We start from the raw sequence: 20,483 nt of genomic DNA on the forward strand, positions 1-20,483 counted from the left end.
GATGACGCCCATTCGTCACAACCACTCGGACACGGATTCCGTCCTCGACGCCGCCCGCGACTGCGTCCTCGCCGTCGGCGTCCGACGCACGACCCTGACCGACGTCGCCCGCCGTGCGGGCGTGTCACGCATGACGCTGTACCGGCGCTGGCCCGACGTCCGCACCCTGGTCGGCGACCTGATGACCCGTGAGTGGATCGGCGTCGCGGCCGGGGCGATGCCGCCCCCGGACGACGGCCGCCCGGCACGCACCCGGATCGTCGAGGGGCTCACCGCGGGCGCCGCCGCGTTCCGCGCGCACCCGCTCTTCCACAAGATCCTCGACGTCGACCCCGAGCTGCTCCTGCCGTACATCCTCGACCGGCGCGGAGCCACCCAGAACGCCCTGCTGGACCTGCTGCGCACCGCGCTCGCCCAGGGCCACGAGGACGGTTCGGTACGCCCCGTCGGACCGGACCTCCAGGCCCGGTCCCTCCTCCTCGTCGTCCAGTCGTTCACCCTCTCGCTGCGCACCATGGCCGACGAGGACGACCCCGCGCTGGACGAGAGCGCCTTCCTCGGCGAACTGCGCACCCTTCTGGAGAGGACCCTCACCCCGTGAACGCCACCGCCCCCACCGGCAGCCCCGCCCTGACCGGCTCCTCCCTCACCGCCCTGCGGCGCGACCGCGAGCTTGCCGAACTCGCCGACGGCGCCCGCGTCGACGTCCTGGTCGTCGGCCTCGGCGCCACCGGCGCCGGCGTCGCCCTCGACGCGGCCACCCGCGGCCTGAGCGTCGCGGCCGTCGACGCCCACGACCTGGCCTTCGGCACCTCCCGCTGGAGCTCCAAGCTCATCCACGGCGGCCTGCGCTACCTCGCCTCCGGGCAGCTCGACGTCGCCCACGAGAGCGCCGTCGAACGCGGCGTCCTCATGGAGCGCACCGCCCCGCACCTGGTCCACGCCCAGCCGTTCGTGCTGCCGCTGACCCCGCTGGTCAGCCGGCGTCAGGCCGCCCTCACCCGGGCCGGTCTCCTCGCCGGGGATCTGCTGCGCGCCTCCGCCCGCACCTCACGCACCACGCTGCCCGCGCCCCGCGCGCTGACCGCCGTCGAGACGCGCCACCTGGCCCCGTCCCTGCGGGCGACCGGGCTGCGCGGCGGACTGCTCTCCTGGGACGGGCAGTTGTCCGACGACGCCCGTCTGGTCACCGCCGTCGCCCGTACCGCCGCCGCGCACGGCGCCCGCGTGCTCACCCACACCCGGGCCCTGAGCCTCACCGGCGACGGCGCGCTCGTCCGGGACGAGACGACCGGCCGGGAGCTGCGCATCCACGCCCGGGCGGTGGTCAACGCCACCGGCGTCTGGGCCGGGGGCCTCGTCGGCGACATCCGCCTGCGCCCCTCCCGCGGCACCCATCTCGTGCTGCGCTCGGCCGACCTCGGCCACCTCACCGCCGGCCTGCACATCCCCATCCCCGGCGAGTCCAACCGCTTCGCCCTCGTCCTCCCCCAGCACGACGGGCGCACCTACGTCGGCCTCACCGACGAGCCCCTCGACGGGGAAGTGCCCGACGTTCCGGAAGCCCCCGAGACCGACATCGGCTTCCTCCTCGACGTGCTCGGCACGGCTCTGGAGACCTCGATCGACCGCGGTGACGTCATCGGCGCCTTCGCCGGTCTGCGGCCGCTGCTGGACACCGCGCAGACCGACGGCCGGACGGCCGACATCTCCCGCAAGCACGCCGTGCTGACCTCGCCCGACGGCGTCACCACCATCGTCGGCGGCAAGCTCACCACCTACCGCCGCATGGCGCAGGACGCCCTCGACCAGGCCGTCGCGACCCACGGGCTGCCCGCCGACGCATGCCGCACCGCGTCCGTACCGCTGGTCGGCGCCACGCATCCCCGGCGCCTCGCCCACCTCGACGCGCCGCAGCGCCTCGTCCAGCGGTACGGCACCGAGGCCCCCGCCCTGCACGCCCTGATGCGACAGCACCCGCACCTGGCGCGGCCCGTCACCCCCGACCACCCGACGACCGCGGCCGAGCTGCACTGGGCCGTGCACCACGAGGGCGCCCTCACCACCTCCGACCTGCTCGACCGCCGCACCCGCATCAACCTCGGCACCGACCACCGCGACGCCGCGGAACGGGCCGCCGAGGAGGCACTCGCCGCCCACGCGGCCGGAGCGGTCCCGGGAGGGCCCGGGGCGTGAGGCGCGGGCACGGGCGCCGGGTGGCCGCCGGCAGCGCGCCGTCACGCGCCTGCCGGCTCAGGCGCGCAGACCGGTGATCTCGCCGACGTGGCGCAGGCTGGGGGCCTGCAGGACGCCGTGGAGTCCCTGGAAGACCTGACGGGCCGCCACCGCGTTCCAGTCCGGGGGCAGGAGTTCGGTGGGCAGGCCCGGGTCCAGATAGGGCAGCCGGCGCCACCGGGTGAGCAGCGGGGCGTAGTGGCAGAAGGCCTCGGCGGGTTCGGGGGGCGCCCCGGCCGTCGCCAGACGGGCGGCCAGCGGGGCGTGGGCGTCGGTGAAGGCGGCGTACTGCGTCTGGATCGCCGGGAAGTCCCACCAGGAACTCACCGTCCCCGGCAGGTCGCTGAAGGCCGCGTACTCGGCGTGGAACAGATGGACGTAGTCGCTGAGCCCGAGGCGTACGAGCATGCTCCGGGCGTCGTCGAGCAGCCGGCCCGGCGCCAGCCACACGCCCGGGGCGATGTTGCCGAAGCCGAGCCAGGTCAGCCGGGTGCGCAGCTGGTAGCGGTGGGAGCGTTCCGACTCCGGTACGGAGAACACCGCCATGGCCCAGCCGTCGGCCAGGTCGGCGGGCTCCAGGCCGGCGAAGATGCGGCGGTCGCCCTCGTCGAAGACGGGCAGGACGGCGGGGCTGAGGCGGTAGCCGGTGGCGCCCCGGCGTTCCGGTTCGAGGACTCCGCGCTTCTTGAGCCGGGAGATCGCCGAGCGCACCGCCGGGCCGTCCACGTCCAGCTCCGCCATCAGCGTGATCAGGTCCGCGATGGAGATCCAGCCGCCGAGGCGGCGCAGGAACGCGCCGAAGACCGTGTTGATCAACGAACTGGGCCTGAGGGGGCTGTCCGACATGATCGCCTTCCGTTGTCCGCGGTCGCGATCATATCGGGGGCCCCTCCTGCCCCGGGGGGGCAGGCGTACGCCGTCGGGCGGGTCAGGCGAGCGGGACGCGCAGCCGTACGGACTTCCCGAACTCGGCGGTTACGACAGCCAGTTCACCACCGGCTTCGGCCGCCAGCAGCTGGACGAGGAGCAGGCCCCGCCCACCCTCGGCCTCCGGGTCGACCTCGACGGCCGGCGTGGGGAGCCGTGGCAGGGCGGCCGTACCGTCGGCGACCTCCAAACGCAGCCAGCCGGCCCCGCAGTAGACGGCGACGCGCATACGGCCGGCGGCGGAGGCGTGCCGGACGACGTTTCCGACGAGTTCGCTGACGGCCAGCAGGAGCGTGTCCACGAGGTCGGCGGCGATCCGCCAGCTCTCCAGGAGGGCGCGGACGCGGGCACGGACCAGCGGAACGGTCGACGCGGTGGGCTCGGCGGCCCAGCGGGCGAAGGCCCGGGAGGGCGCGGAGGGGCGGATGCGCGCAGCGGGGAGGGAGGGGCCGTCGGCGCGAGCGGCGACAGGGGGCGCGGCGAAGGTGGCGGCGGTGAGCATGACGTGCTCCCAGAGGAGGTGGGCGACGGCCCCGCCGCTGGCTCGTGTAACTACTGTCGGAATTTCCAGAGCCGAGGAGCTTGCTGTGGGCGGAAATCCGTCGCTAGAGTTTTGGTAACACGTGTAACACGCTAAGCCTCCCCCGGTGCCGCGCGCAAGCATTTCGGACAAAGCGCTACGAAGCCCGGGGTCGACAGAAGGGCCGCAATGACCCGCTCCCTCCCGGCCGAGCCCGGCCCGGCCGACATGCCGTGGCCGCCTCCGCCGTACCAGCACCCGGTGCCGTCCGTGACGGACGACAACGGCGTCCGCCGCTTCGACGGGGTCACGTACGCCACCACTCCCGGCTACCGTCCCCGGCTGCTCGACGTGCTCGTCCCGGCGGGCGAGGGCCCGTTCCCGGCCGTCGTGTGGATCCACGGCGGCGGCTGGCTGGACGGCGACCGCCGCTATCCCCCGCCGACGGTGCCCGCCGATCTGCTGCGGGGGTCGGTCCTCTCCGCCGGGCTCGCGCTCGTCTCCGTCGACTACCGGCACAGCCTCGAAGCCCCCTTCCCGGCCCAACTGCACGACGTGAAGGCCGCGATCCGCTACGTTCGCCGCTTCGCCGACGCCTTCGGGATCGATCCGGACCGGATGGCCGTCTGGGGCGAGTCGGCCGGAGGGCACCTGGCGGCGCTGGCCGGGCTCGTCGGCCCCGGGAGCCCGGACGCCGAGGCGCTGGAAGGCGCGCACGGGGTGGGGTCGGGCGACACCGGCGTCCGGGCGGTCGTCGACTGGTACGGGGTCTCCGACCTCGTCGCCCTCGCCGGTCACCCCCTCCCCGGCCTGCCTCCCGGCACCGACTTCCCCGATCCGTACGACGCCCTCCTCGGCGGCACCGAGGCGGAGCGCCCGGCGCTCGCCCGGGCGGCGAGCCCCGTCACGTACGCGGACGGACCGACTCCGCCGCCCTTCCTGCTCGTTCACGGGACCCGGGACGGCCTGGTCCCGTTCAGCCAGAGCGAGGCGCTCGCCAAGGCCCTGACCGCCGCGGGCGGCGAGGCGACCCTGCGTCCCGTCGACGGCGCCGACCACATCTTCCTGGGCTGCCCCGACATCCCGGGGGTCGTGGCGGAGAGCGTCGCCTTCCTGGCCCGGCACCTGGGCGCGGGGGCCTGACCCTTCGATTCCCGCCGGGTCCGGACCGACCGGCCCGGCCGTACGTCACCCACCCAACGACCGCGGGCCTCATCCCCGCGGTCGCGAGAGGCACCCATGTCCACGCAACCGGCTCCCCCTCCTCCCCCGACCGCGAGACCCACCGGCACGGCGTCCGCGCGCCGCCCCGGTGTGCTCGCGGCCGGACTCCTCCTGCTCACCCTGGCCACGCTGCCCGCCTTCGCGGTCCGTCCGGACCCGGCCGACCCGCCGTTCCAGGCGCTCGACGACCGGTGGCTGACCTGGATGGGCGGTCCGCACGACGGACCGTACGCCGTCCTGGCCGCGGTCCTGAACTGGTTCGGCGGCCCGCTCGGCATCGTCGTCCCGCTCGGTCTGCTCTTCTTTCTGCTCCTGCGCCGGCGCTGGGTGTCGGCCGGCTTCCTGCTCGGCGTCCATCTCGCCGGCAATCTCCTCGTCGTCCAAGGGCTCAAGCACCTGGTGGACCGGCCCCGCCCGGAGAACCCGCTGGTCCGGGTGGACCACGGCTCCTTCCCTTCCGGTCACGTGGCCGGGGCCGCGCTGCTCGTGGTGCTCGTCGGGGCGCTTCTGGTCCCGGCCGCGCGGCGCCGGACCTGGTGGCTCGGGGGCGCGGTCTTCACACTGGCGATGATGTGGAGCCGTACGTGGCTGCACGCGCACTGGCTCACCGACACGGCGGCCGGCGCGGCCGCCGGCGCGGGCGCGGGGCTGGTGGCGTGGTGGCTCTGCGCCCCCGCGCTCGCCGCTGAATCCGCGGGCCGCCGCCGCGGGGCCGAGCCGGCGGCCGCGCCGGCCGTGGACGCTCCCGTCGCCCCGGAGGTACCGGAGACGGCGCCGGCCGTCGCCTGACCCGGCGGAGGCGAAACGGCGGTGACCCCCGGTCCGTGCGGATCACGGACCGGGGGGCCACCACCGTTCCCGCGCGCGGCGGTTGCCCCGCGCAGAGACGGGCCCGCGTCGGAGCGTTCCGGCGCGCGACCGCTCCGCGCAGCGGCCGAGCCGCTGCGTCCGTGTGCGGAGGAACCTGCGCGCCTCAGGAGCTCTGACGCTGGACGAGGACGGCCTCCACCGTCGGGAGCCGTGGGGCCGAGCCCGTCTCGACCAGCTCGTGCAGCGCGTCCGCGATCTGCGCCGGCGAGGCGAAGTCCAGGCGGATCGTGGTGAGCGCGGGCTGCTGGAACGCCGAGAGGACCAGGTCGTCGGAGCCCACGATCGCCACCTCGTCGGGGACCGTGACGCCCTCGGCCTGGAGCGCGTGCAGGAGCAGGGCGGCGTACTCGTCGTTGTAGGCGAAGACGGAGTCCAGGCCCAGGCTCGTCCAGCGCCGGGCCAGCGCGGTCGCCGACTCCCGGGTGTAGGCGAGTTCCAGCGGGGTGACGGTGGCCATGTGCCGGGCGGCGACCGACTCGGCTCCGGCGAGGCGCGGCCGGGCGAAGGCGTCGAGGCCGCGCTCGGGGGGCATGACGACGCCGATCCGGGTCCGGCCGCGCGCGATGAGGTGCTCGGCGGCCGTGGCGCCGATACGGGCGTGGTCGAGGCCGATGGTGTGGACGCCCGGCATCGGCCGGGACGCGAAGGCAAGCAGCCCGCGCACCCCGGCCCGGCGCAGCAGTTCGGCCGCCTGTGCGGTGAGCCGGTCGCCGTCGAGGGCGACGACCGCGGCGGGACGGAGTTCCGCCCAGGCCCGGGCGGCGTCCAGAGGGTCGGCGAAGCGACCGGCGTGAAGGACGGCGGTGTAGCCGTGCCGGTCGAGTTCGCTCTGCAGCTCGTCGACCCAGTCGCTGACGAGCCGGCCGATCGCGGAGATCGACGAGGGCATCAGGACGAGGTTGCTGCGGCCGGCGCGAAGGGAGCGGGCGGCGGCGTGCGGGACGTAGCCCAGCTGCGCGGCCGCGTCGAGGACGCGGACGCGGGTGCCCTCGCTGACCCGGTGCCCCTGGGTGTTGTTCAGGACGAAGGAGACCGTGGCACGCGACACTCCGGCGAGGCGCGCCACGTCGGCGCTGGTGATCGAGGCGGGGACGGGGGTTTCTTCTGCCATGTCGTCCCTCGACGCTCCTTGTGATGGTCGGTCGTGCCGGCGTGCGCGCCTTCTTTCACCACGAGGTTACACGAGTTAGATCACCGGGCGGCGTGCCCACCCTCCCTCCTGCGGGGGAAGACCGGGCGCCGCGCCCCTCGTTCCGCACCAGCCCGGGTGCCCGTGCGGGACGCCAACGCAGGTCACCGAGCGGGGCTCGGCGTACGGAACACCGCGGAACACGGCGAGCCCTCCCTCATCGGCACCCCGCAGGCGGCCGAGGGGGAAGTCGACGAGGGTGCGGTCCGCGTCCGCGGGAGAGCCATGGGGCTCCTTCCTGGGCCACGCGCCGGGACGTGCTGACCGGGTCGTGCGCGATTATCGCGTAATTTCATCGACCGTCAGTGAAGCGCCGCACGGAGGGCGGACTCGTCACAGCCAGAGGCTGCCGTCGGCCGTCCGCTCCGCCTCCGTCCTCAGCAGGGGGGCGAAGGCCCGCCACAGCAGAAGGCAGACTCCGGCGCCGGCCAGCGCGCCGGCCAGGGTGTCGCTGAGCCACTGGGCATGCAGCCAGGTGCGACTCCACGCCATGGCGAGGACGTACGCGGCGCCGAACAGCCACCACCAGCGTCGCGCACGCGGCGGACAGAGCACCGCCGCCACCACGATCACCAGGGTGACCGCGCTGAAGACCTGCCCGGAGGGGTACGAGCCGTCGTTGACCAGGACCCAGGGGTCCGGCGGCCGGGGGCGGTCGACGAACTGCTTGAGCGGCAGCACCACGACGACGTTGGCGAGGATGGCGGCCGTGGCGACGTACAGCGCCGAGCGCCAACGGCCGTAGACGCAGAGGCCACCGATCAGCATCAACGGCAGGATCAGGCCGATCGGGCCACCGAGCCGGTCGAGGACGGTGGCGAAGGCGGTCGCCGCGCCGGCGCGCGAATCCCCCATGAAGACCGCCCAACGCTCGTCGGCGCCCTGGAAGAACGGGCGGTTGGTGGTGCGCAGCAGCAGCCCCGTGAGCAGAGCGGCGGCCAGGAGCGCGCTCCCGGAGGCGAGCGCGCGGCGCGGAGGGGCGGCGGGGACGGGGTGGTGGGGAGGACGAGCGGGGCGCGGAGGCACGAGGGCATCGGGCGCATGAGGCATGACGGGGCCTTTCACGGTCTTCACCCGAGGCGGTGGGGGCACGCAGGGGCGAGCGGGCGCGGGGAGGTCGCGCCGGCGCGGGGGAAGCGGCGAAGAGGGTGTGCACGAGGGTGGTGCGCGAGGTGTGCACGGCCTCGACGACCGGCGGTCGTACGGGCCGAATGCGCACCGGGGCCGCCGGGGCCACGGTGCGGCACGGAGTATGGCGGACGCGCGACCGCCGCCACAAGTGCGCGAGGTTTCCGGACACGTTCGTCCTGCTCAGCCCGTCCATTTTCCTGGTTACACGTGATCGACGTGGGGTTCTCTCTCCGGTCACGATCTGCGAACCGACCCCGCGCAAGGCCTGGCGGAGGCCGGAAATGGGTGCTACACAGTCTCCAAGCACTGCGGGTGACACGTGTAACAACATCGTGTCGCCGCAGTCGTCCGCGGTGGCTTCCGGTGACACCGCCGCCCCCGCGTCCGCTCGTGCGGCGTCTCCCTCATCCGCGTACCACCACCCGCGTACCGGGACGGTGCTCCACCGCTCCGCACCCGACCCCCGACCCGTCCCGTACCCCGCCACCTCCCCGCCCCGTCCCCCGAGGAGTCGTCATGGCCACGAACGAACTCACCGATCCGATCGACCCACCCGCCCCTGAATCCGCCGCGAAAGCCGCCCAGGAATCCGCCTCGGAAGCCGCCGCGGAGTCCGTTTCGGCGGGCACCGCCGCCGCGAAGGCCGCCGAGGAGGCGGGAGCACCCCGTCAGCGCGGGCTCATGCTCCTCCTGCTGATCGCCAACTCCGCCATGATGGCCGTGTACCTGGGCGTCGGCTCCGTCCTCCTGCCCACCCAGGTCGCCGCGATCGCCCCCGACGACAAGGTCGCCGTCCTCGGCCTGATCGGTGGCATCAGCGCCATCTTCGCGACCGCTTTCAACCCGATTGCCGGCGCCCTCTCCGACCGCAGCGGCCGCCGCAATCCCTGGATCCTGGGCGGGGCCTTCGGCGCGTTGATCGCGCTGGCCTTCCTGGGCAGTGTGACCACCGCCCTGCTCGTCGGCATCGGCTGGTGCCTGGTCCAGGCGACGATGAACACCTATCAGGCGGCGGTCACCGCGATCGTGCCCGACCGCGTCCCCGCCGCCCGCCGCGGCACGGCGTCCGCGCTGGTGGGTCTCGGCATGCCGATCGGCGGCACCGTCGGTGTCCTGCTCGCCTCACAGACCGCGACGCAGGTGCGCACCGGCTATCTCGTCTTCGGCGCCATCGTGGCCCTGGCCGCGGTGCTCCTCTCCGTCTTCTGCCGTGACACCGCGCGGGCGGCAACCGTCACCAAGACGCCGAAGGGCGGCCAGATGGCCGCGTTCCTCTCGGCGTTGGCGAACCACGACTTCCGCTGGGCCTTCATCGGCCGCGCCCTGATGGTGCTGGGATACTTCGCCGTCGTCGGCTACCAGCTGTACATCCTGGGCGACCACATCGCACTCCCCGGCGGGCTGACCCCGCCCGAGGCGATGGCGATCCTGACGCCGGTGTCGATGGTCGCCGTGGCGCTCTCCACCATCGTGGGCGGCCTGCTGTCCGACCGCTGGAACCGCCGCAAGGTCTTCGTCGGCGTCTCGGCCGCGCTGGCCGGGCTGGTGATGGTCGTGCCCGTGGTCAGTCCGACCTGGACCGGCATGCTCGTGTTCAGCGCGCTCAACGGCCTCGCCTTCGGCTGCTTCATGGCGGTCGACACCGCCCTCGTCACCCTGGTCCTGCCCCGAGCGGAGGACGCGGCCCGGGACATGGGCGTCCTCAACATCGCGAACGCCGGCCCCCAGATCATCGCCCCGTTCGTCGCCTCCGCTGTCGTCACCGCCCTGGGCGGGTACACCCCGTTGTTCCTGGTCGGCGGCGCCCTGTCGCTGATCGGCGCGCTCGCCATCCTCCCGATCCGCAGCGTGCGCTGATCCGCCGAGGCCCGTCGGCCGTCCCTGGCGCCGGCAGGGCCCGGCCCACCCCGCTCCGGCGGGTGCGCGTCGAGGGTCGCGCATCCGCCGGGTTCCCCACCGCACGGCACCCGGCCCTCACGCACCGGGGCGCACCATCGCGCCCCCGCGCGCCCGGCGCTCCACCACCCCTCACCGCACCGCCCTCCGTCCCCCCTCCACCTCCCGAGGAGTCTTCTGTGAGACGTACGCGAGTCCTGCCGCCGGCCATGCTGCTCCTGTGCACCGCCACCCTCACCGGCACGGCACCGGCCGTCGCCTCGCCGCAGGCGGCCCCGGCGCCGACGGCGCCTCTGCGGATCCTGCTCACCAACGACGACGGCTACAACGCCCCGGGCATCCGGAAGGCGTTCGAGCGGCTGACCGCCGCCGGGCACGACGTCACGATCGTCGCGCCGCTGACCAACCAGAGCGGTACCGGTACGAAGATCTCGAGCGCCCCCACGATCACGGTGAAGCACCCGGAGCCGAAGGTCTGGGCCATCGACGGCACCCCCGGCGACTCGGTCGCCTTCGGCCTCTCCGAGGTGTTCGAGGGCCGCGCTCCCGACCTGGTCGTGTCGGGCACGAACTTCGGTCCGAACGTCGCCGGTCTGGCCAACCACTCCGGCACGGTCGGCGGCGCGATCGCGGCGGTGGAGGCCGGCGTGCCCGCCATCGCGCTGAGCACGGGCGGGCTCTCCGTGCCCGACCCCGTCGCCACCGTCAACGCCATGGGCCCGACGGTCGACTTCGCCGTCAAGCTCATCGACCGGCTGCGGGTACGAGCGAGGTCCGGGCCGCTGCTGCCCAAGGGCGTCGGCCTGAACGTGAACCACCCCGTGGTCGGCTCCGAGGGCAGGGGCACCGCCGCGGGCGTGACCACCACCTTCCAGGACCCGCAGACGCTCCTCAAGGCGGACTTCACCGACGCGGGGGACGGCACTTGGAAGGTCGGCGTGGCGGTGGACCTGCGTCCGCCGGCGCGGGGCGGGGACGTGGAGGCCGTCGCCAAGGGCCGGATCGCCGTCAGCCCGGTGAACGCCGATTGGAACACCGGCCCGGCCGCTCAGGCCGTCACCGCCGCCCTCCTAGCCGGTCTGCGCCCCTGACCACGGCCCTACCCCCCCAGCTGCGTCAGGAGGACGGATGAAGCGGCCCGGACGACGGCCCTCATCGGCAAGGCCCCTGTTCGATACGGCTCGCGCCCTGCTCGCCCTGCTCGCGTCGACACCCTCGGCCGCGGCCGGCCCGTTCCTTCTGGCGGACCCGACCGACCCGTTCGCCGTTGTAGCCGCGGGCCGTCGCCGGGCTCGGGATTTCGGCACCCGCGCCGTCCTGCAACTCGCCCCCGGGAGGCAGGACGGCGTCCGCCGTTTCCGCACGCGCGGCACGGGCCTTCGCCCGGCTACGCGCGGCCCGCTCGGCCGCCGTGGGCGAACAGGGCGCCGAGGACGCGGTGGAACCGCGCGTTCATCGCCTCGGCGGTCTGCTCGGGGTGGTGGCGCCACCAGCGGACGACGGAGCCGACCGTTCCGTACCAGAGGTGGGTGAGGAGGTCGGCGTCGAGCGGTTCGACGGCCGGGGAGGCGCCGAGGATGTCGGCCACGCCGGCCGCCCCGATGCGGTTGAGTTCCCGTCGGTGGACGGCGGCCGCCGCGTGCAGGTCGCCGTCGGCCGGCACGGTGGTGTCGTAGACCAACTCCCAGTCGTACAGGCGCGCTTCGAGGGCGCGGAAGATGGCCTCCATGGTGCGGGCGGCCCGCGAGAGGTCCGGTGGCCCGTCCTGCGCGGCCGCGACGGCGGTGACGAGGCGGGAGCCCGCGCGGTCGAGGCAGGCCAGATAGAGGCCGTCCTTGGACCCGAAGTACTCGTAGATCATGGGTTTGCTGATCCCGGCCCGCGCCGCGACGGTCGCGGTGGAGCCGCGGGCGTAGCCGTGGTTCCCGAACTCCTCGGCGGCCGCGTCGAGGATGAGCCGTTCGCGGTCCCTGCGCGGCATGCCCTTGGTGCCCGCGCCGCGCTTCGCGCCGGCGCCCCCCGTCGTGCCTGTGCCGCCCGGCGCTCGTCCGGCGGGCGGGGTGCTCGCGTCGCGCGTGTCCTTCTCCTGCTTGCCCATGCCCTCATCCTATGCAATCTTACCCGGAGGTAATTTACCCTTCGTTCAGATCGGTGGTGTCGGACGATGCAGAGCACGACGCGCTCGTGGTGGGGTTGGGGCAGGGTCGAGGACGCGGTGGTGGGCCGGGAGCGGGAGGCGCTCACCCGCAGGGTCGCCGAGCTGCTGCCGGGCGCGGACCTGACCGTCCACGAGGCGCCGCCGGTCGAGTCGTTCGGCATCGCACCCGGCAAGGTCGTGGCTCCCCCGGCGTTGGCACCGCTCGTCTCCGAGGACGCGCGCGACCGGCTGGCACACAGTCACGGGCAGGCGTTCCGCGACGTGGTCCGGGCGTTGCTGGGCCGGCTGCCGCACGTGCCCGACCTCGTCGTCCGCCCCACCTCCGAGGCCGAGGTCGTCCAGGTGCTCGACTGGTGCGGCGACGCCGGCATCGCCGTGATCCCCTTCGGAGGCGGCACGTCGGTCGTCGGAGGGGTCGAGCCGCGCGTGGGCGGCGACTACGCCGGTACGGTCAGCCTGGACCTCACGTCGATGGACCGGGTCCTGGAGGTGGACCGCACCAGCCGGGCCGCGCTGGTCCAGGCCGGGGTGCTCGGTCCGGCCCTGGAGGACCGGCTGCGGCCGGAGGGCTACACCCTGCGGTTCTTCCCGCAGTCCTTCGAGTTCTCCACGCTCGGCGGCTGGCTGGCCACCCGCGCCGGAGGCCACTTCTCGACGGTGCTCACCCATATCGACGACCTCACCCAGTCGCTCCGGGTCGTCACGCCCGCCGGCGTCGTCGAGTCGCGCCGGCTGCCCGCCTCGGGCGCGGGCCCTTCCCCCGACCGGATGTTCCTCGGCTCCGAAGGGTCCCTCGGGGTCATCACCCAGGCATGGGTACGGCTCCAGGACCGCCCGCGGTGGCGCGCCGGGGCCTCCGTGGGATTCGCGGACCCCGCCCACGGCGTGCGGGCGGTCCGCGCGCTGTCCCAGTCGGGGCTCCATCCCTCGAACTGCCGTCTCCTGGACCCGGTGGAGGCGTTCGTCAACGCCGGCTCCCCGACGTCCGTGCTGGTGCTCGGCTTCGAGTCCGCGGATCACCCGGTCACCGCCCGGATGGACCGGGCCGTGGAGCTCTGCCGTGACCACGGCGGCACCCTGTCCGAACCGCCGCACCACACCGACACGGCCGGCGACTCCGCGCACGGCGGGGCCGCGGACACCTGGCGGGCGTCGTTCCTGCGGATGCCGTACCAGCGCGACGCGCTCGCCGCGCAGAGCATGATCGTGGAGACCTTCGAGACGGCCTGCACCTGGGACCGGTTCGACAGCGTGCGGGCGGCCGTCGAGGAGGCGGCCCACGACGCCATGCGGCAGGTCGGCGCCACGGGCGTGGTCACCTGCCGCTTCACCCACGTCTATCCCGATGGACCCGCGCCCTACTTCGGGATCTACGCCACCGGCGTCTGGGGCAGGACGGTGGAGCAGTGGGACGAGATCAAGGCGGCGGTCTCCGACGCCCTGATCACGTCCGGGGCCACCATCACGCACCACCACGCGGTGGGCCGCGACCACCGGCCGTGGTACGACCGGCAGCGCCCGGACCTGTTCGCCGCCGCGCTCCGCGCCGGCAAGGCGACCCTGGACCCGGCGGGCATCCTCAACCCCGGCGCCCTCATCGATCCCCTGCGCCCCGCCTGACCCCCCGTCACCCCGTTTGACCGTGAGGTCCTTCAGGGGCTGTTCCGGCCCGGGGCGGGCGGCGCAGTGCCGGCCGGGGGTTCCGCCGCCGTCGCCGCGACCGTCCGGCGAGGGCGGTGGCGATGGCGGTGGCGGTGGCGGACGAGGACGGTGACGGTGGCCGCGAGGAAGACGAGCTGCGTGGCCGTGCGCGGGCCGAGCTCGTCCCACCAGGGCACGTCGCCGCCGGCGGCGTACACATTGGCGGGAAACATCCCGATCAGCATCGCGGTGAGCACGGCGGCCGACGCCCGGGCGGTCCGGGACCACAACAAGGCCAGGGCGCAGCCGAGTTCGGCGATGCCGGTCAGGGTGACGAGGAGCCCCGGCGCGGGCAGGGCGGGCGGCACCATGGCGATCAGTTCGTCGCGCATGCCGACGAAGTGCGCGCCCGCGGTGAGGGTGAACATGGCGGCCAGCCCGCCCCGCAGGGCGACGACCGGCCCGCGGAGGCGGGCGGCCCATGGGACGTGTGTCGCCCCGGCGAGCAGCAGCAGGCCGGTGACGGCGACGAGTGTGACGAGCGGTTCCATGTCGAGGTCTTCCTGCGATGACGAAGGGGCGGCGGTCGGACCCGCGGCGTGGAGGTGCCGACGGGCTCGCCGAGGTGTCGGGGCTCCGCGACCGGTGGGTACGGGGTGGGCGGGAGGGGCGGGCGAGGGGGGCGGGGCCGTACCAGGGGGATCCCCCTCGCCCGCCGGTCAGACGGAGTCGCCGGCCAGGGCCGCGGCCGACCTCCGCACGGTGTCCGGGTCGATGTGCTGGATCTGCACGACGACCCCGTCCGGGTCGGTCACCCGGATGCTGTGGCCGAAGTCCTCCTCGAAGAGCTCGTAGGGGTAGCCGTCGCGTTCGAGACGCTTCGCCACCTCCTCCAGCGGCTCGTCGGTCGTGAAGTCCAGTTCGGTGGCCCCCGGCCGCCGCCCCTTCGAGACGGCGGCGGCGTGGATCCCGACGGCGCCGCCGCCGGCGGCCAGCCGGACCCAGACGGCGGCTCCGGGCTCCTGCCGGAACGTCAGCCCAAGACCGGCGTAGAAGTCCCGGGACGCTTCGACGTCGGCCACGTATCTGATGGGAAGGACGGTCAACATGATCTGCCTTTCTGCGGTGGTCGCCGCCAGCGTCCTGCCCGGTGCTCCCCCGCGCGCTGTACAGTCCCCGGGATGCACGGGATCGGACATCGGAGGGGGACCTGATGACGCGATCCGTCACGCTCGACGCGCTGGACCGTCGTCTGATCCACGCTCTGCAGATCGACGGGCGGGCGTCGTTCAGCAGGATCGGCGCCGTCCTGGGGGTCCCGGAGCGGACCGCCGCCCGCCGCTATCACCGGCTGCGGTCGGCCCTGGTGGTGCGGGTGGTCGGGCTGGTCGACAGCGGACGGATCGGGATGCTCGACTGGTTCGTCCGTATCGACTGCGCGCCGGACGCCGCCGACGCGCTGACCGCGGCCCTCGCGCAGCGGGACGACACGTCGTGGATCGCCCCGCTCGCCGGCGGGACGCGGCTGACGTGCATGGTCCGCACCCCCGGCGCCGGATCGGCGGACGGACGCGGGCTCTTCGACGATCTGCTCCGGACGCCGGGGATCCGGGACGTGGAGGCCGGCTGCGTGCTGCGTCCGGTCGCCGGGGTCGGCGGCTGGACGGGCCGTACGAGCGCGCTGGACGCGTCCGAACGGGCAGCCCTCCTCGGCTCGGCCGAAGCACCGGCCCTCGGCGACGGGCCGGGCCCCGGCGGCGGAACAGGCGCGCGCGAGCCTTCCGGCGGCGGTGAGGCGACCGGCCCCGGCGAGGCTCCCGGCTCCTGGGGTGAGGCGGAGGCGCGGCTGGCGGGCGAACTGGCGCTGGACGGCCGGGCGGAGGTGGCACGGCTGGCCGCCGTCACCGGATGGTCGGCCTCGACCGTGCGCCGCCGCGTGGCCGGCCTGCGGGCCGCCGGGGTGCTGCACTTCGAGGTGGACGTGAGCCCGTCCCACTTCGGTTTCCCGGTGGAGGCGCTGCTGTGGCTGGAGGTGTCCCCGGCCGCGCTGGCCGAGGTGACCGAGGCGCTGTCCCGGCACAGCGCGGTCGCCTTCGCCGCCGTCACGACCGGCCGGGCGTCGGTCTTCGCCATGGTCCAGTGCCGTGACACGGCCGCCCTCTACGCCTACCTGGCGGGCGACCTGGCGGCGCTGCCGGGCATCGGCCGGGTGGAGACCGCCCTCGTCCAGCGCCGCGCCAAGCGGGCGGGGCCGCTCCTCCTGCCGGCGGCGGAGCGCCCCCGTCGTTCCGTGTCGCCGGCGCGGCGACCGGCCGCCTCCCGGCCCGCCCGCCGGAGGTGACGGCCGCGCCGCGACGGCTCCGCGTGGAGTGTCGCGGCGCGGGTCACACGTCCTGGATGCGTCGGAAGGGCCGGTCGGCCTCCAGCTCGAAGGCGAGCTCAAGGAGCGTCCGCTCCTTGCCGGGGCGGCCGGAGAACAGGACGCCGACGGGCAGCCCGTCTTCCGTGGCGCCCGGGGCGGGCAGGGAGAGCGACGGATTGCCGACGACGTTGTTGACCGGCGTGAACGCCACGTAGGCGAGGATCCGCTCGATGAGCGTCGCGTAGGGGACGTCCGGTCCGAGGTGGCCGATCGGCGGCGTGGTGTGGGCGAGCACGGGGGTCAGCACGAGGTCGAGCCCGCGGAACGCCGCCGCGTACGCCTGGCTCGTACGCTTCAGCCTCCGCAGCACGCCGGGGGTGCGCCGCCACTCCCGCACGTATGCCTCGCGCAGTCCCCGGCTGAGGCCGTCCATGCGGCGGCGGTCGAAGTCGGCGCCGAGGGTGCGGCCGGTGACGCCGAGGAGGAAGGACAGCATGCCCCAGTAGACGAGGAAGTCCTCGGTGAAGCGGGGGTCCAGGTCCAGCTCGACGGGTTCCACGGTGTGCCCGAGCCGTTCGAGCGTCGTGACGGTCTCCGTGACCGCCGCCCGGGTGGCGGCGTCGGTGGGGACGCCGTTCGGGGAGTCGACGAGGAACCCGATGCGCAGCCGTCGCTGCGAGGGCCCTTCGACCAGGCCCAGGGGCGGCAGCTTCGGATTGCGCCAGTGGGTCTCGGCGGCGGCGAGGAAGGTGGCGGTGTCCCGCACGGAGCGGCTGACGATGCCGTCGGTGACGATGTCGAGCGGAAGCTGCCGGCTCTGCGCGTTCGGCACGACCCGCCCCCGGGTCGGTTTGAGGCCGACGAGTCCGCAGCAGGCGGCGGGAATGCGGATCGAGCCGCCGCCGTCGTTGGCGTGCGCGATCGGCACCGCTCCGGCGGCGACGAGCGCGGCGCTGCCGCCCGACGAACCACCGGCCGAATAGCCGGTGTTCCACGGGTTGCGGACCGGCTCGGCGCCCTCGTACTCGGTCGTCGGGCTGAACCCGAACTCCGGCAGCCGGGTCTTGCCGAGGACGGTGACGCCGCTGCTCAGGAGCTGCCGGGCGAACGGCGCGTGCCGGCGCGCGGCCCTCGGGGTGAAGGCCGCGCTGCCGTGGCCGGTGGGCAGCCCGAGAAAGTCGGTGTTGTCCTTGACGAAGGTCGGCACGCCGTAGAAGACGCCGCCCGCTCCCGGGGCGGGCGCCGGGGCGTCGACGTGGGTCTGGACGGCGTGGAGGCGCTCCTCCACGCTCCGCACCCGCTCGGCGGCGTCCCGGGCCGCCTCGGCGGCGCCGACCTCGCCTCGGCGGATCGCCTCGGCGAGACCGACGGCGTCGTGCTCCCCCAGGGCGTCGTCCCGGAAGGCGTGCACCGTGGTCCGTTCCTCGAAAGTCGTCACCGTCTTCTCAGCCCCAGCCGTGTCGATCGTCTCTCGTCACCATGACTTACCCATAGGTAACACGCGGGGAGGCGGCCGTTCAGGTGTACGGGTGAACTGCCGATCGGCGTGCCGGACTACTCCGGCTGTGTGGCGATCTGGATGAGGTTGCCGCAGGTGTCGTCGAAGACGGCGGTGGTGACGGGGCCCATTTCCTGAGGCTCCTGGAGGAAGCGCACGCCGAGGCCGCTCAGGCGCTCGTACTCCGCTGTCACGTCGTCGACGGCGAACTGGGCGAGCGGGATGCCGTCCGCGACGAGCGTGTCGCGGTAGATCTTGGCGACCGGGTGGCCGACGGGCTCCAGCAGGAGCTCGGTGCCGCCGGGGTTCTCGGGCGAGACGACGGTCAGCCACCGGTCCTTCTCGCCGATCGGGACGTCGTACTTCTTCACGAAGCCGAGGATCTCGGTGTAGAAGCGCAGGGCCTTGGCCTGGTCGTCGACGAAGACGCTGGTCATATGGATTCTCATGGGGTGCTCTCTTCCGGTCCGGGTACGTCGGGCTTGAGCCACCGCTCGGTGATCCGGCGCAGCGGGGCCGTGTTGAGGTCGTGGAATTTGTAGCGGCCCTCCCGCCTGGTCTCCACGAGCCCGGCGGCCTCCAGCACGGCGAGGTGCTGGGAGATCGCCTGGCGCGAGAGGCCGAGCCGGTGCTTCATGGTCAGTCGCGAGCAGATCTCGAACAGTGTCTGCCCGGACTTCTCGGTCAGCTCGTCGAGGATGGTGCGACGGGTCGGGTCGGCCAGGGCTTTGAACACGTCGTCGGCCACGACTCCACGATAGGCAAACATTCACTTGCCTATCAAGTCGGGAGCGCGGCGCGTCCCGGCCCATCGCCCGCCGCCTCCCCGCCCCACCGACCGCCGCCACGCTCCGATCGGCGGCGTCAGCGGTCGGCGTCGGCCCGCGCCAGAAAGGCGGTGATCGTCGCCACGAACCGCTCCGGGTCGTCGAGCCACGGGAAGTGACCGGCCTTCGGCTGGACGGCCGGCTCCGCGTACGGGAAGAGGGCGACGAGTTCGGCCAGGGCCCGGGGAGGGGCCGCCGGGTCCACCTCGCCCGCGAGCACCAGCACCGGCGACGCGAGGCGCCCGAGCGCCGCGCGGGTGGCGTCCGGGTCGAAGGCCCCGTCGGAAGCGAAGACCGCCGCGGCCTCGGCGTTCCGCTGCCCGTCCTCGGCGGCCCGATGGGCGGCCGCCGCCGCGTCCCAGCGTCCGTACCAGAACGGGGCGACCGCCTCCCAGGCGTCGGCGGCCGCGCGGCCGGTCACGATCGACTCCAGAGCGGCGAACGCGCGCGGGAACCACGGCTCGCCCTCGCGGAGCCGTGCGGCCCGGAGCCGGTCCTCGCCCGTGATCGTCATCCCGGCGGCCATGACGCTCGGCGTGATCAGCAGGAGCCGGTCGACGCGCTCCGGGTGGCGGCTCGCGTAGAGCGCCGCCAGGTTCGCGCCGGCCGAATGCGCGAGGACGTCCATCCGGTCGAGCCCGAGGTGGGCGCGCAGGGCTTCCACGTCGTCGACGAGCCGGTCGCAGCGGTACGTCCCCGGGTCCGCCGGCCGCGCGGAACGCCCGGTGCCCCGCAGGTCCGGCATGATCAGCCGACGGTGGGCGGTCAGGCCGCCGAGGTCGCCGAGGTAGACGGAGTCCTGCATCGGCCCGCCGGGCAGGCAGAGCAGGGCGGGGCCCTCGCCGCGCACGTGGCAGGCGAGTTCGGTTCCGTCGTACGCGGTGAAGAGTTCCATGCGGGCCAGCCTGGGCGAGGCCGCGCGACCGGCCTATCGTTGAGCCACAGCTACATGATGGGATGGGATGGCGGTCGGGATCAGGTTCACGGCGGAGGCGGTCGCGAAGGTGCGGTTCGCCCTCTCGCCGCTGGGCGAGACGGTGCTGGCGCTGCGGATCCTCCTGGGCACGGGCGGCCACGCCGTCCATCGGCCGTGGGCGCGCCGGGCGCGTCCGACGCTCGCGGACGAGCGTGACCTGCCGCTGCTGCGAGCGCTCATCGCCGGGCCGATGCCCTCGTTCCTCTTCCCGGTGCCGGCCGAGCGGCTGCCGTCGGCGGAGGCGGAGCTGGAGCGGCTGCGGGCGACGGAAGAGGGCTTCTTTCGGCGGGAGTACGGCGCGGTCCTGGGTCTGTCCGCCGAGGAGACCCCCGAACCGGCGGCGGTGCTGCCCCGGCTGGCGGAGGCGCTGCGCCGCTGCCACGACGCGCTGATCGCGCCCCAGTGGGAGCGGATGCGCGCGGTGCTGGAAGCCGACCTCGGCCGGCGGGCGCTCACGCTCGTGGACGGCGGGGTGCAGGCCCTGTTCGCCGAGCTGCACCCGGACATCGCCTGGGACGGCGACCAGTTGGTGGTGCACGGCCGGCGCACCGGACACCCGGCGCATACGGTGGACACCCGCGGGCACGGCCTGGTCCTGCTGCCCAGCGTCTTCAACTGGCCGCACGTGGGCGTCGACAAGGCACCGGTCGCGGCCGCGTCGATCCGCTACCCGGCGGTCGGCGTCGGACTGCTCTGGGAGGCACCCCCACCGACCCTGGCGGGCCTCGCCCCGGTCCTCGGCCGTACGCGGACGGCTCTGCTCACCGCCCTGGCCGAACCCCTGACGACGCCTGCCCTGGCCGGCCGCCTCGGCATCACCCCGAGCGCGGTCTCCCAGCACCTCGGCGCGCTCCGCGGGGCGGGCCTGGTGTCGACGCAGCGCAGCGGCCGCACCGCCCTCCACCTGCGCACGGAACGGGCGACCCACCTGCTGGGCGGCGGCCCCTGACGGTGCCGGACCGGCCCTCGGCGGGCGCGCCCCGGTGGCGGGCCCCGGTGGCGGGGCCCGGGGTCCGGGTCCCGCCACGG

20 protein-coding genes are annotated in these 20,483 nt (G+C 74.4%); 9 read left to right on the forward strand and 11 right to left on the reverse strand.

From position 1 onward, the window contains the following. Position 1 precedes the first annotated feature (1 nt). On the forward strand, positions 2-601 hold the full coding sequence (locus ACZ6RC_RS28670; protein WP_469588518.1) for a TetR/AcrR family transcriptional regulator: 600 nt from the start codon (positions 2-4) through the stop codon (positions 599-601). Further along, positions 598-2,196: a glycerol-3-phosphate dehydrogenase/oxidase gene (locus tag ACZ6RC_RS28675; protein WP_469588521.1), complete on the forward strand. Its 1,599-nt coding sequence runs from the start codon at positions 598-600 to the stop codon at positions 2,194-2,196. The genes ACZ6RC_RS28670 and ACZ6RC_RS28675 overlap by 4 nt, the downstream gene beginning before the upstream one ends. A gap of 57 nt (positions 2,197-2,253) precedes the next feature. On the opposite strand, the gene ACZ6RC_RS28680 is transcribed toward ACZ6RC_RS28675, so the two are convergent. Both ACZ6RC_RS28680 and ACZ6RC_RS28685 read right to left on the reverse strand, forming a co-directional pair. Beyond that, positions 2,254-3,081 (reverse strand): PaaX family transcriptional regulator, encoded by an 828-nt coding sequence (locus tag ACZ6RC_RS28680; RefSeq protein ID WP_469588524.1) that lies wholly within the window; start codon positions 3,079-3,081, stop codon positions 2,254-2,256. A gap of 82 nt (positions 3,082-3,163) precedes the next feature. Then, positions 3,164-3,664, reverse strand: coding sequence for an ATP-binding protein (locus ACZ6RC_RS28685; RefSeq protein WP_469588528.1), 501 nt, complete (start codon positions 3,662-3,664; stop codon positions 3,164-3,166). Positions 3,665-3,871: 207 nt separating this feature from the next. Here ACZ6RC_RS28685 and ACZ6RC_RS28690 point away from each other — a divergent pair, with 207 nt between their 5' ends. Both ACZ6RC_RS28690 and ACZ6RC_RS28695 read left to right on the forward strand, forming a co-directional pair. Beyond that, complete coding sequence (locus tag ACZ6RC_RS28690) at positions 3,872-4,825, forward strand: alpha/beta hydrolase fold domain-containing protein (protein ID WP_469588531.1); 954 nt, start codon at positions 3,872-3,874, stop codon at positions 4,823-4,825. 96 nt (positions 4,826-4,921) lie between these two features. Continuing rightward, complete coding sequence (locus ACZ6RC_RS28695; protein ID WP_469588534.1) at positions 4,922-5,695, forward strand: phosphatase PAP2 family protein; 774 nt, start codon at positions 4,922-4,924, stop codon at positions 5,693-5,695. Positions 5,696-5,879: 184 nt separating this feature from the next. Here the strand turns inward: ACZ6RC_RS28695 and ACZ6RC_RS28700 are convergent, their stop codons facing one another. Then, positions 5,880-6,887 carry a LacI family DNA-binding transcriptional regulator gene (locus tag ACZ6RC_RS28700; protein ID WP_391136330.1) on the reverse strand — a complete coding sequence of 336 codons (1,008 nt, stop codon included), beginning with the start codon at positions 6,885-6,887 and terminating at the stop codon, positions 5,880-5,882. 411 nt (positions 6,888-7,298) lie between these two features. Beyond that, positions 7,299-8,015, reverse strand: a complete 717-nt coding sequence (locus tag ACZ6RC_RS28705; RefSeq protein ID WP_469588537.1) for a phosphatase PAP2 family protein — start codon at positions 8,013-8,015, stop codon at positions 7,299-7,301. 597 nt (positions 8,016-8,612) lie between these two features. On the opposite strand from ACZ6RC_RS28705, the gene ACZ6RC_RS28710 reads away from it, so the two are divergent. Together ACZ6RC_RS28710 and surE are read left to right on the forward strand one after the other, a co-directional pair. After that, entirely contained in the window at positions 8,613-9,953 is a 1,341-nt protein-coding gene (locus ACZ6RC_RS28710; protein WP_469588541.1) for an MFS transporter, read from the forward strand. A 218-nt stretch (positions 9,954-10,171) separates the two neighbouring features. Then, positions 10,172-11,083 (forward strand): 5'/3'-nucleotidase SurE, encoded by a 912-nt coding sequence (gene surE, locus ACZ6RC_RS28715; protein ID WP_469588545.1) that lies wholly within the window; start codon positions 10,172-10,174, stop codon positions 11,081-11,083. 296 nt (positions 11,084-11,379) lie between these two features. On the opposite strand, the gene ACZ6RC_RS28720 is transcribed toward surE, so the two are convergent. Next, complete coding sequence (locus tag ACZ6RC_RS28720) at positions 11,380-12,090, reverse strand: TetR/AcrR family transcriptional regulator (RefSeq protein ID WP_469588548.1); 711 nt, start codon at positions 12,088-12,090, stop codon at positions 11,380-11,382. Between the two features lie 66 nt (positions 12,091-12,156). Here ACZ6RC_RS28720 and ACZ6RC_RS28725 point away from each other — a divergent pair, with 66 nt between their 5' ends. Next, a complete protein-coding gene (locus tag ACZ6RC_RS28725; protein WP_469588551.1) occupies positions 12,157-13,770 on the forward strand; it encodes an FAD-binding oxidoreductase in 1,614 nt (537 codons plus the stop codon). Positions 13,771-13,802: 32 nt separating this feature from the next. Here the strand turns inward: ACZ6RC_RS28725 and ACZ6RC_RS28730 are convergent, their stop codons facing one another. Together ACZ6RC_RS28730 and ACZ6RC_RS28735 are read right to left on the reverse strand one after the other, a co-directional pair. Then, positions 13,803-14,342 (reverse strand): DoxX family protein, encoded by a 540-nt coding sequence (locus ACZ6RC_RS28730; protein WP_469588553.1) that lies wholly within the window; start codon positions 14,340-14,342, stop codon positions 13,803-13,805. Positions 14,343-14,510: 168 nt separating this feature from the next. Next, positions 14,511-14,900, reverse strand: a complete 390-nt coding sequence (locus ACZ6RC_RS28735; RefSeq protein ID WP_469588556.1) for a VOC family protein — start codon at positions 14,898-14,900, stop codon at positions 14,511-14,513. Between the two features lie 104 nt (positions 14,901-15,004). Between ACZ6RC_RS28735 and ACZ6RC_RS28740 the strand changes: the two genes are divergently transcribed. Further along, on the forward strand, positions 15,005-16,132 hold the full coding sequence (locus tag ACZ6RC_RS28740; protein ID WP_469588559.1) for an Lrp/AsnC family transcriptional regulator: 1,128 nt from the start codon (positions 15,005-15,007) through the stop codon (positions 16,130-16,132). Positions 16,133-16,175: 43 nt separating this feature from the next. Here the strand turns inward: ACZ6RC_RS28740 and ACZ6RC_RS28745 are convergent, their stop codons facing one another. The 4 genes from ACZ6RC_RS28745 to ACZ6RC_RS28760 form a co-directional block, all read right to left on the reverse strand. Then, positions 16,176-17,591 carry an amidase gene (locus ACZ6RC_RS28745; protein ID WP_469588562.1) on the reverse strand — a complete coding sequence of 472 codons (1,416 nt, stop codon included), beginning with the start codon at positions 17,589-17,591 and terminating at the stop codon, positions 16,176-16,178. A gap of 116 nt (positions 17,592-17,707) precedes the next feature. After that, a complete protein-coding gene (locus tag ACZ6RC_RS28750) occupies positions 17,708-18,100 on the reverse strand; it encodes a VOC family protein (protein ID WP_391136359.1) in 393 nt (130 codons plus the stop codon). Beyond that, entirely contained in the window at positions 18,097-18,399 is a 303-nt protein-coding gene (locus ACZ6RC_RS28755) for an ArsR/SmtB family transcription factor (RefSeq protein ID WP_453619152.1), read from the reverse strand. The genes ACZ6RC_RS28750 and ACZ6RC_RS28755 overlap by 4 nt, the downstream gene beginning before the upstream one ends. Positions 18,400-18,515: 116 nt before the next feature. Further along, positions 18,516-19,373 carry an alpha/beta fold hydrolase gene (locus tag ACZ6RC_RS28760; RefSeq protein WP_469588567.1) on the reverse strand — a complete coding sequence of 286 codons (858 nt, stop codon included), beginning with the start codon at positions 19,371-19,373 and terminating at the stop codon, positions 18,516-18,518. Between the two features lie 67 nt (positions 19,374-19,440). On the opposite strand from ACZ6RC_RS28760, the gene ACZ6RC_RS28765 reads away from it, so the two are divergent. Further along, positions 19,441-20,403 (forward strand): ArsR/SmtB family transcription factor, encoded by a 963-nt coding sequence (locus ACZ6RC_RS28765; RefSeq protein ID WP_391136368.1) that lies wholly within the window; start codon positions 19,441-19,443, stop codon positions 20,401-20,403. The last annotated feature ends 80 nt before the right edge of the window (positions 20,404-20,483 follow it).

This window comes from Streptomyces sp. NPDC048353 (genome assembly GCF_055587165.1).

What these genes read in the sequence shown, in the direction of transcription:
- ACZ6RC_RS28670 (WP_469588518.1), top strand. Translation starts at nt 2, where the DNA reads ATGACGCCCATTCGTCACAACCACTCGGACACGGATTCCGTCCTCGAC.
- ACZ6RC_RS28680 (WP_469588524.1), bottom strand. Translation starts at nt 3,081, where the DNA reads ATGTCGGACAGCCCCCTCAGGCCCAGTTCGTTGATCAACACGGTCTTC.
- ACZ6RC_RS28685 (WP_469588528.1), bottom strand. Translation starts at nt 3,664, where the DNA reads ATGCTCACCGCCGCCACCTTCGCCGCGCCCCCTGTCGCCGCTCGCGCC.
- ACZ6RC_RS28690 (WP_469588531.1), top strand. Translation starts at nt 3,872, where the DNA reads ATGACCCGCTCCCTCCCGGCCGAGCCCGGCCCGGCCGACATGCCGTGG.
- ACZ6RC_RS28695 (WP_469588534.1), top strand. Translation starts at nt 4,922, where the DNA reads ATGTCCACGCAACCGGCTCCCCCTCCTCCCCCGACCGCGAGACCCACC.
- ACZ6RC_RS28700 (WP_391136330.1), bottom strand. Translation starts at nt 6,887, where the DNA reads ATGGCAGAAGAAACCCCCGTCCCCGCCTCGATCACCAGCGCCGACGTG.
- ACZ6RC_RS28705 (WP_469588537.1), bottom strand. Translation starts at nt 8,015, where the DNA reads ATGCCTCATGCGCCCGATGCCCTCGTGCCTCCGCGCCCCGCTCGTCCT.
- ACZ6RC_RS28710 (WP_469588541.1), top strand. Translation starts at nt 8,613, where the DNA reads ATGGCCACGAACGAACTCACCGATCCGATCGACCCACCCGCCCCTGAA.
- ACZ6RC_RS28720 (WP_469588548.1), bottom strand. Translation starts at nt 12,090, where the DNA reads ATGGGCAAGCAGGAGAAGGACACGCGCGACGCGAGCACCCCGCCCGCC.
- ACZ6RC_RS28725 (WP_469588551.1), top strand. Translation starts at nt 12,157, where the DNA reads ATGCAGAGCACGACGCGCTCGTGGTGGGGTTGGGGCAGGGTCGAGGAC.
- ACZ6RC_RS28730 (WP_469588553.1), bottom strand. Translation starts at nt 14,342, where the DNA reads ATGGAACCGCTCGTCACACTCGTCGCCGTCACCGGCCTGCTGCTGCTC.
- ACZ6RC_RS28735 (WP_469588556.1), bottom strand. Translation starts at nt 14,900, where the DNA reads ATGTTGACCGTCCTTCCCATCAGATACGTGGCCGACGTCGAAGCGTCC.
- ACZ6RC_RS28740 (WP_469588559.1), top strand. Translation starts at nt 15,005, where the DNA reads ATGACGCGATCCGTCACGCTCGACGCGCTGGACCGTCGTCTGATCCAC.
- ACZ6RC_RS28750 (WP_391136359.1), bottom strand. Translation starts at nt 18,100, where the DNA reads ATGAGAATCCATATGACCAGCGTCTTCGTCGACGACCAGGCCAAGGCC.
- ACZ6RC_RS28760 (WP_469588567.1), bottom strand. Translation starts at nt 19,373, where the DNA reads ATGGAACTCTTCACCGCGTACGACGGAACCGAACTCGCCTGCCACGTG.
- ACZ6RC_RS28765 (WP_391136368.1), top strand. Translation starts at nt 19,441, where the DNA reads ATGGCGGTCGGGATCAGGTTCACGGCGGAGGCGGTCGCGAAGGTGCGG.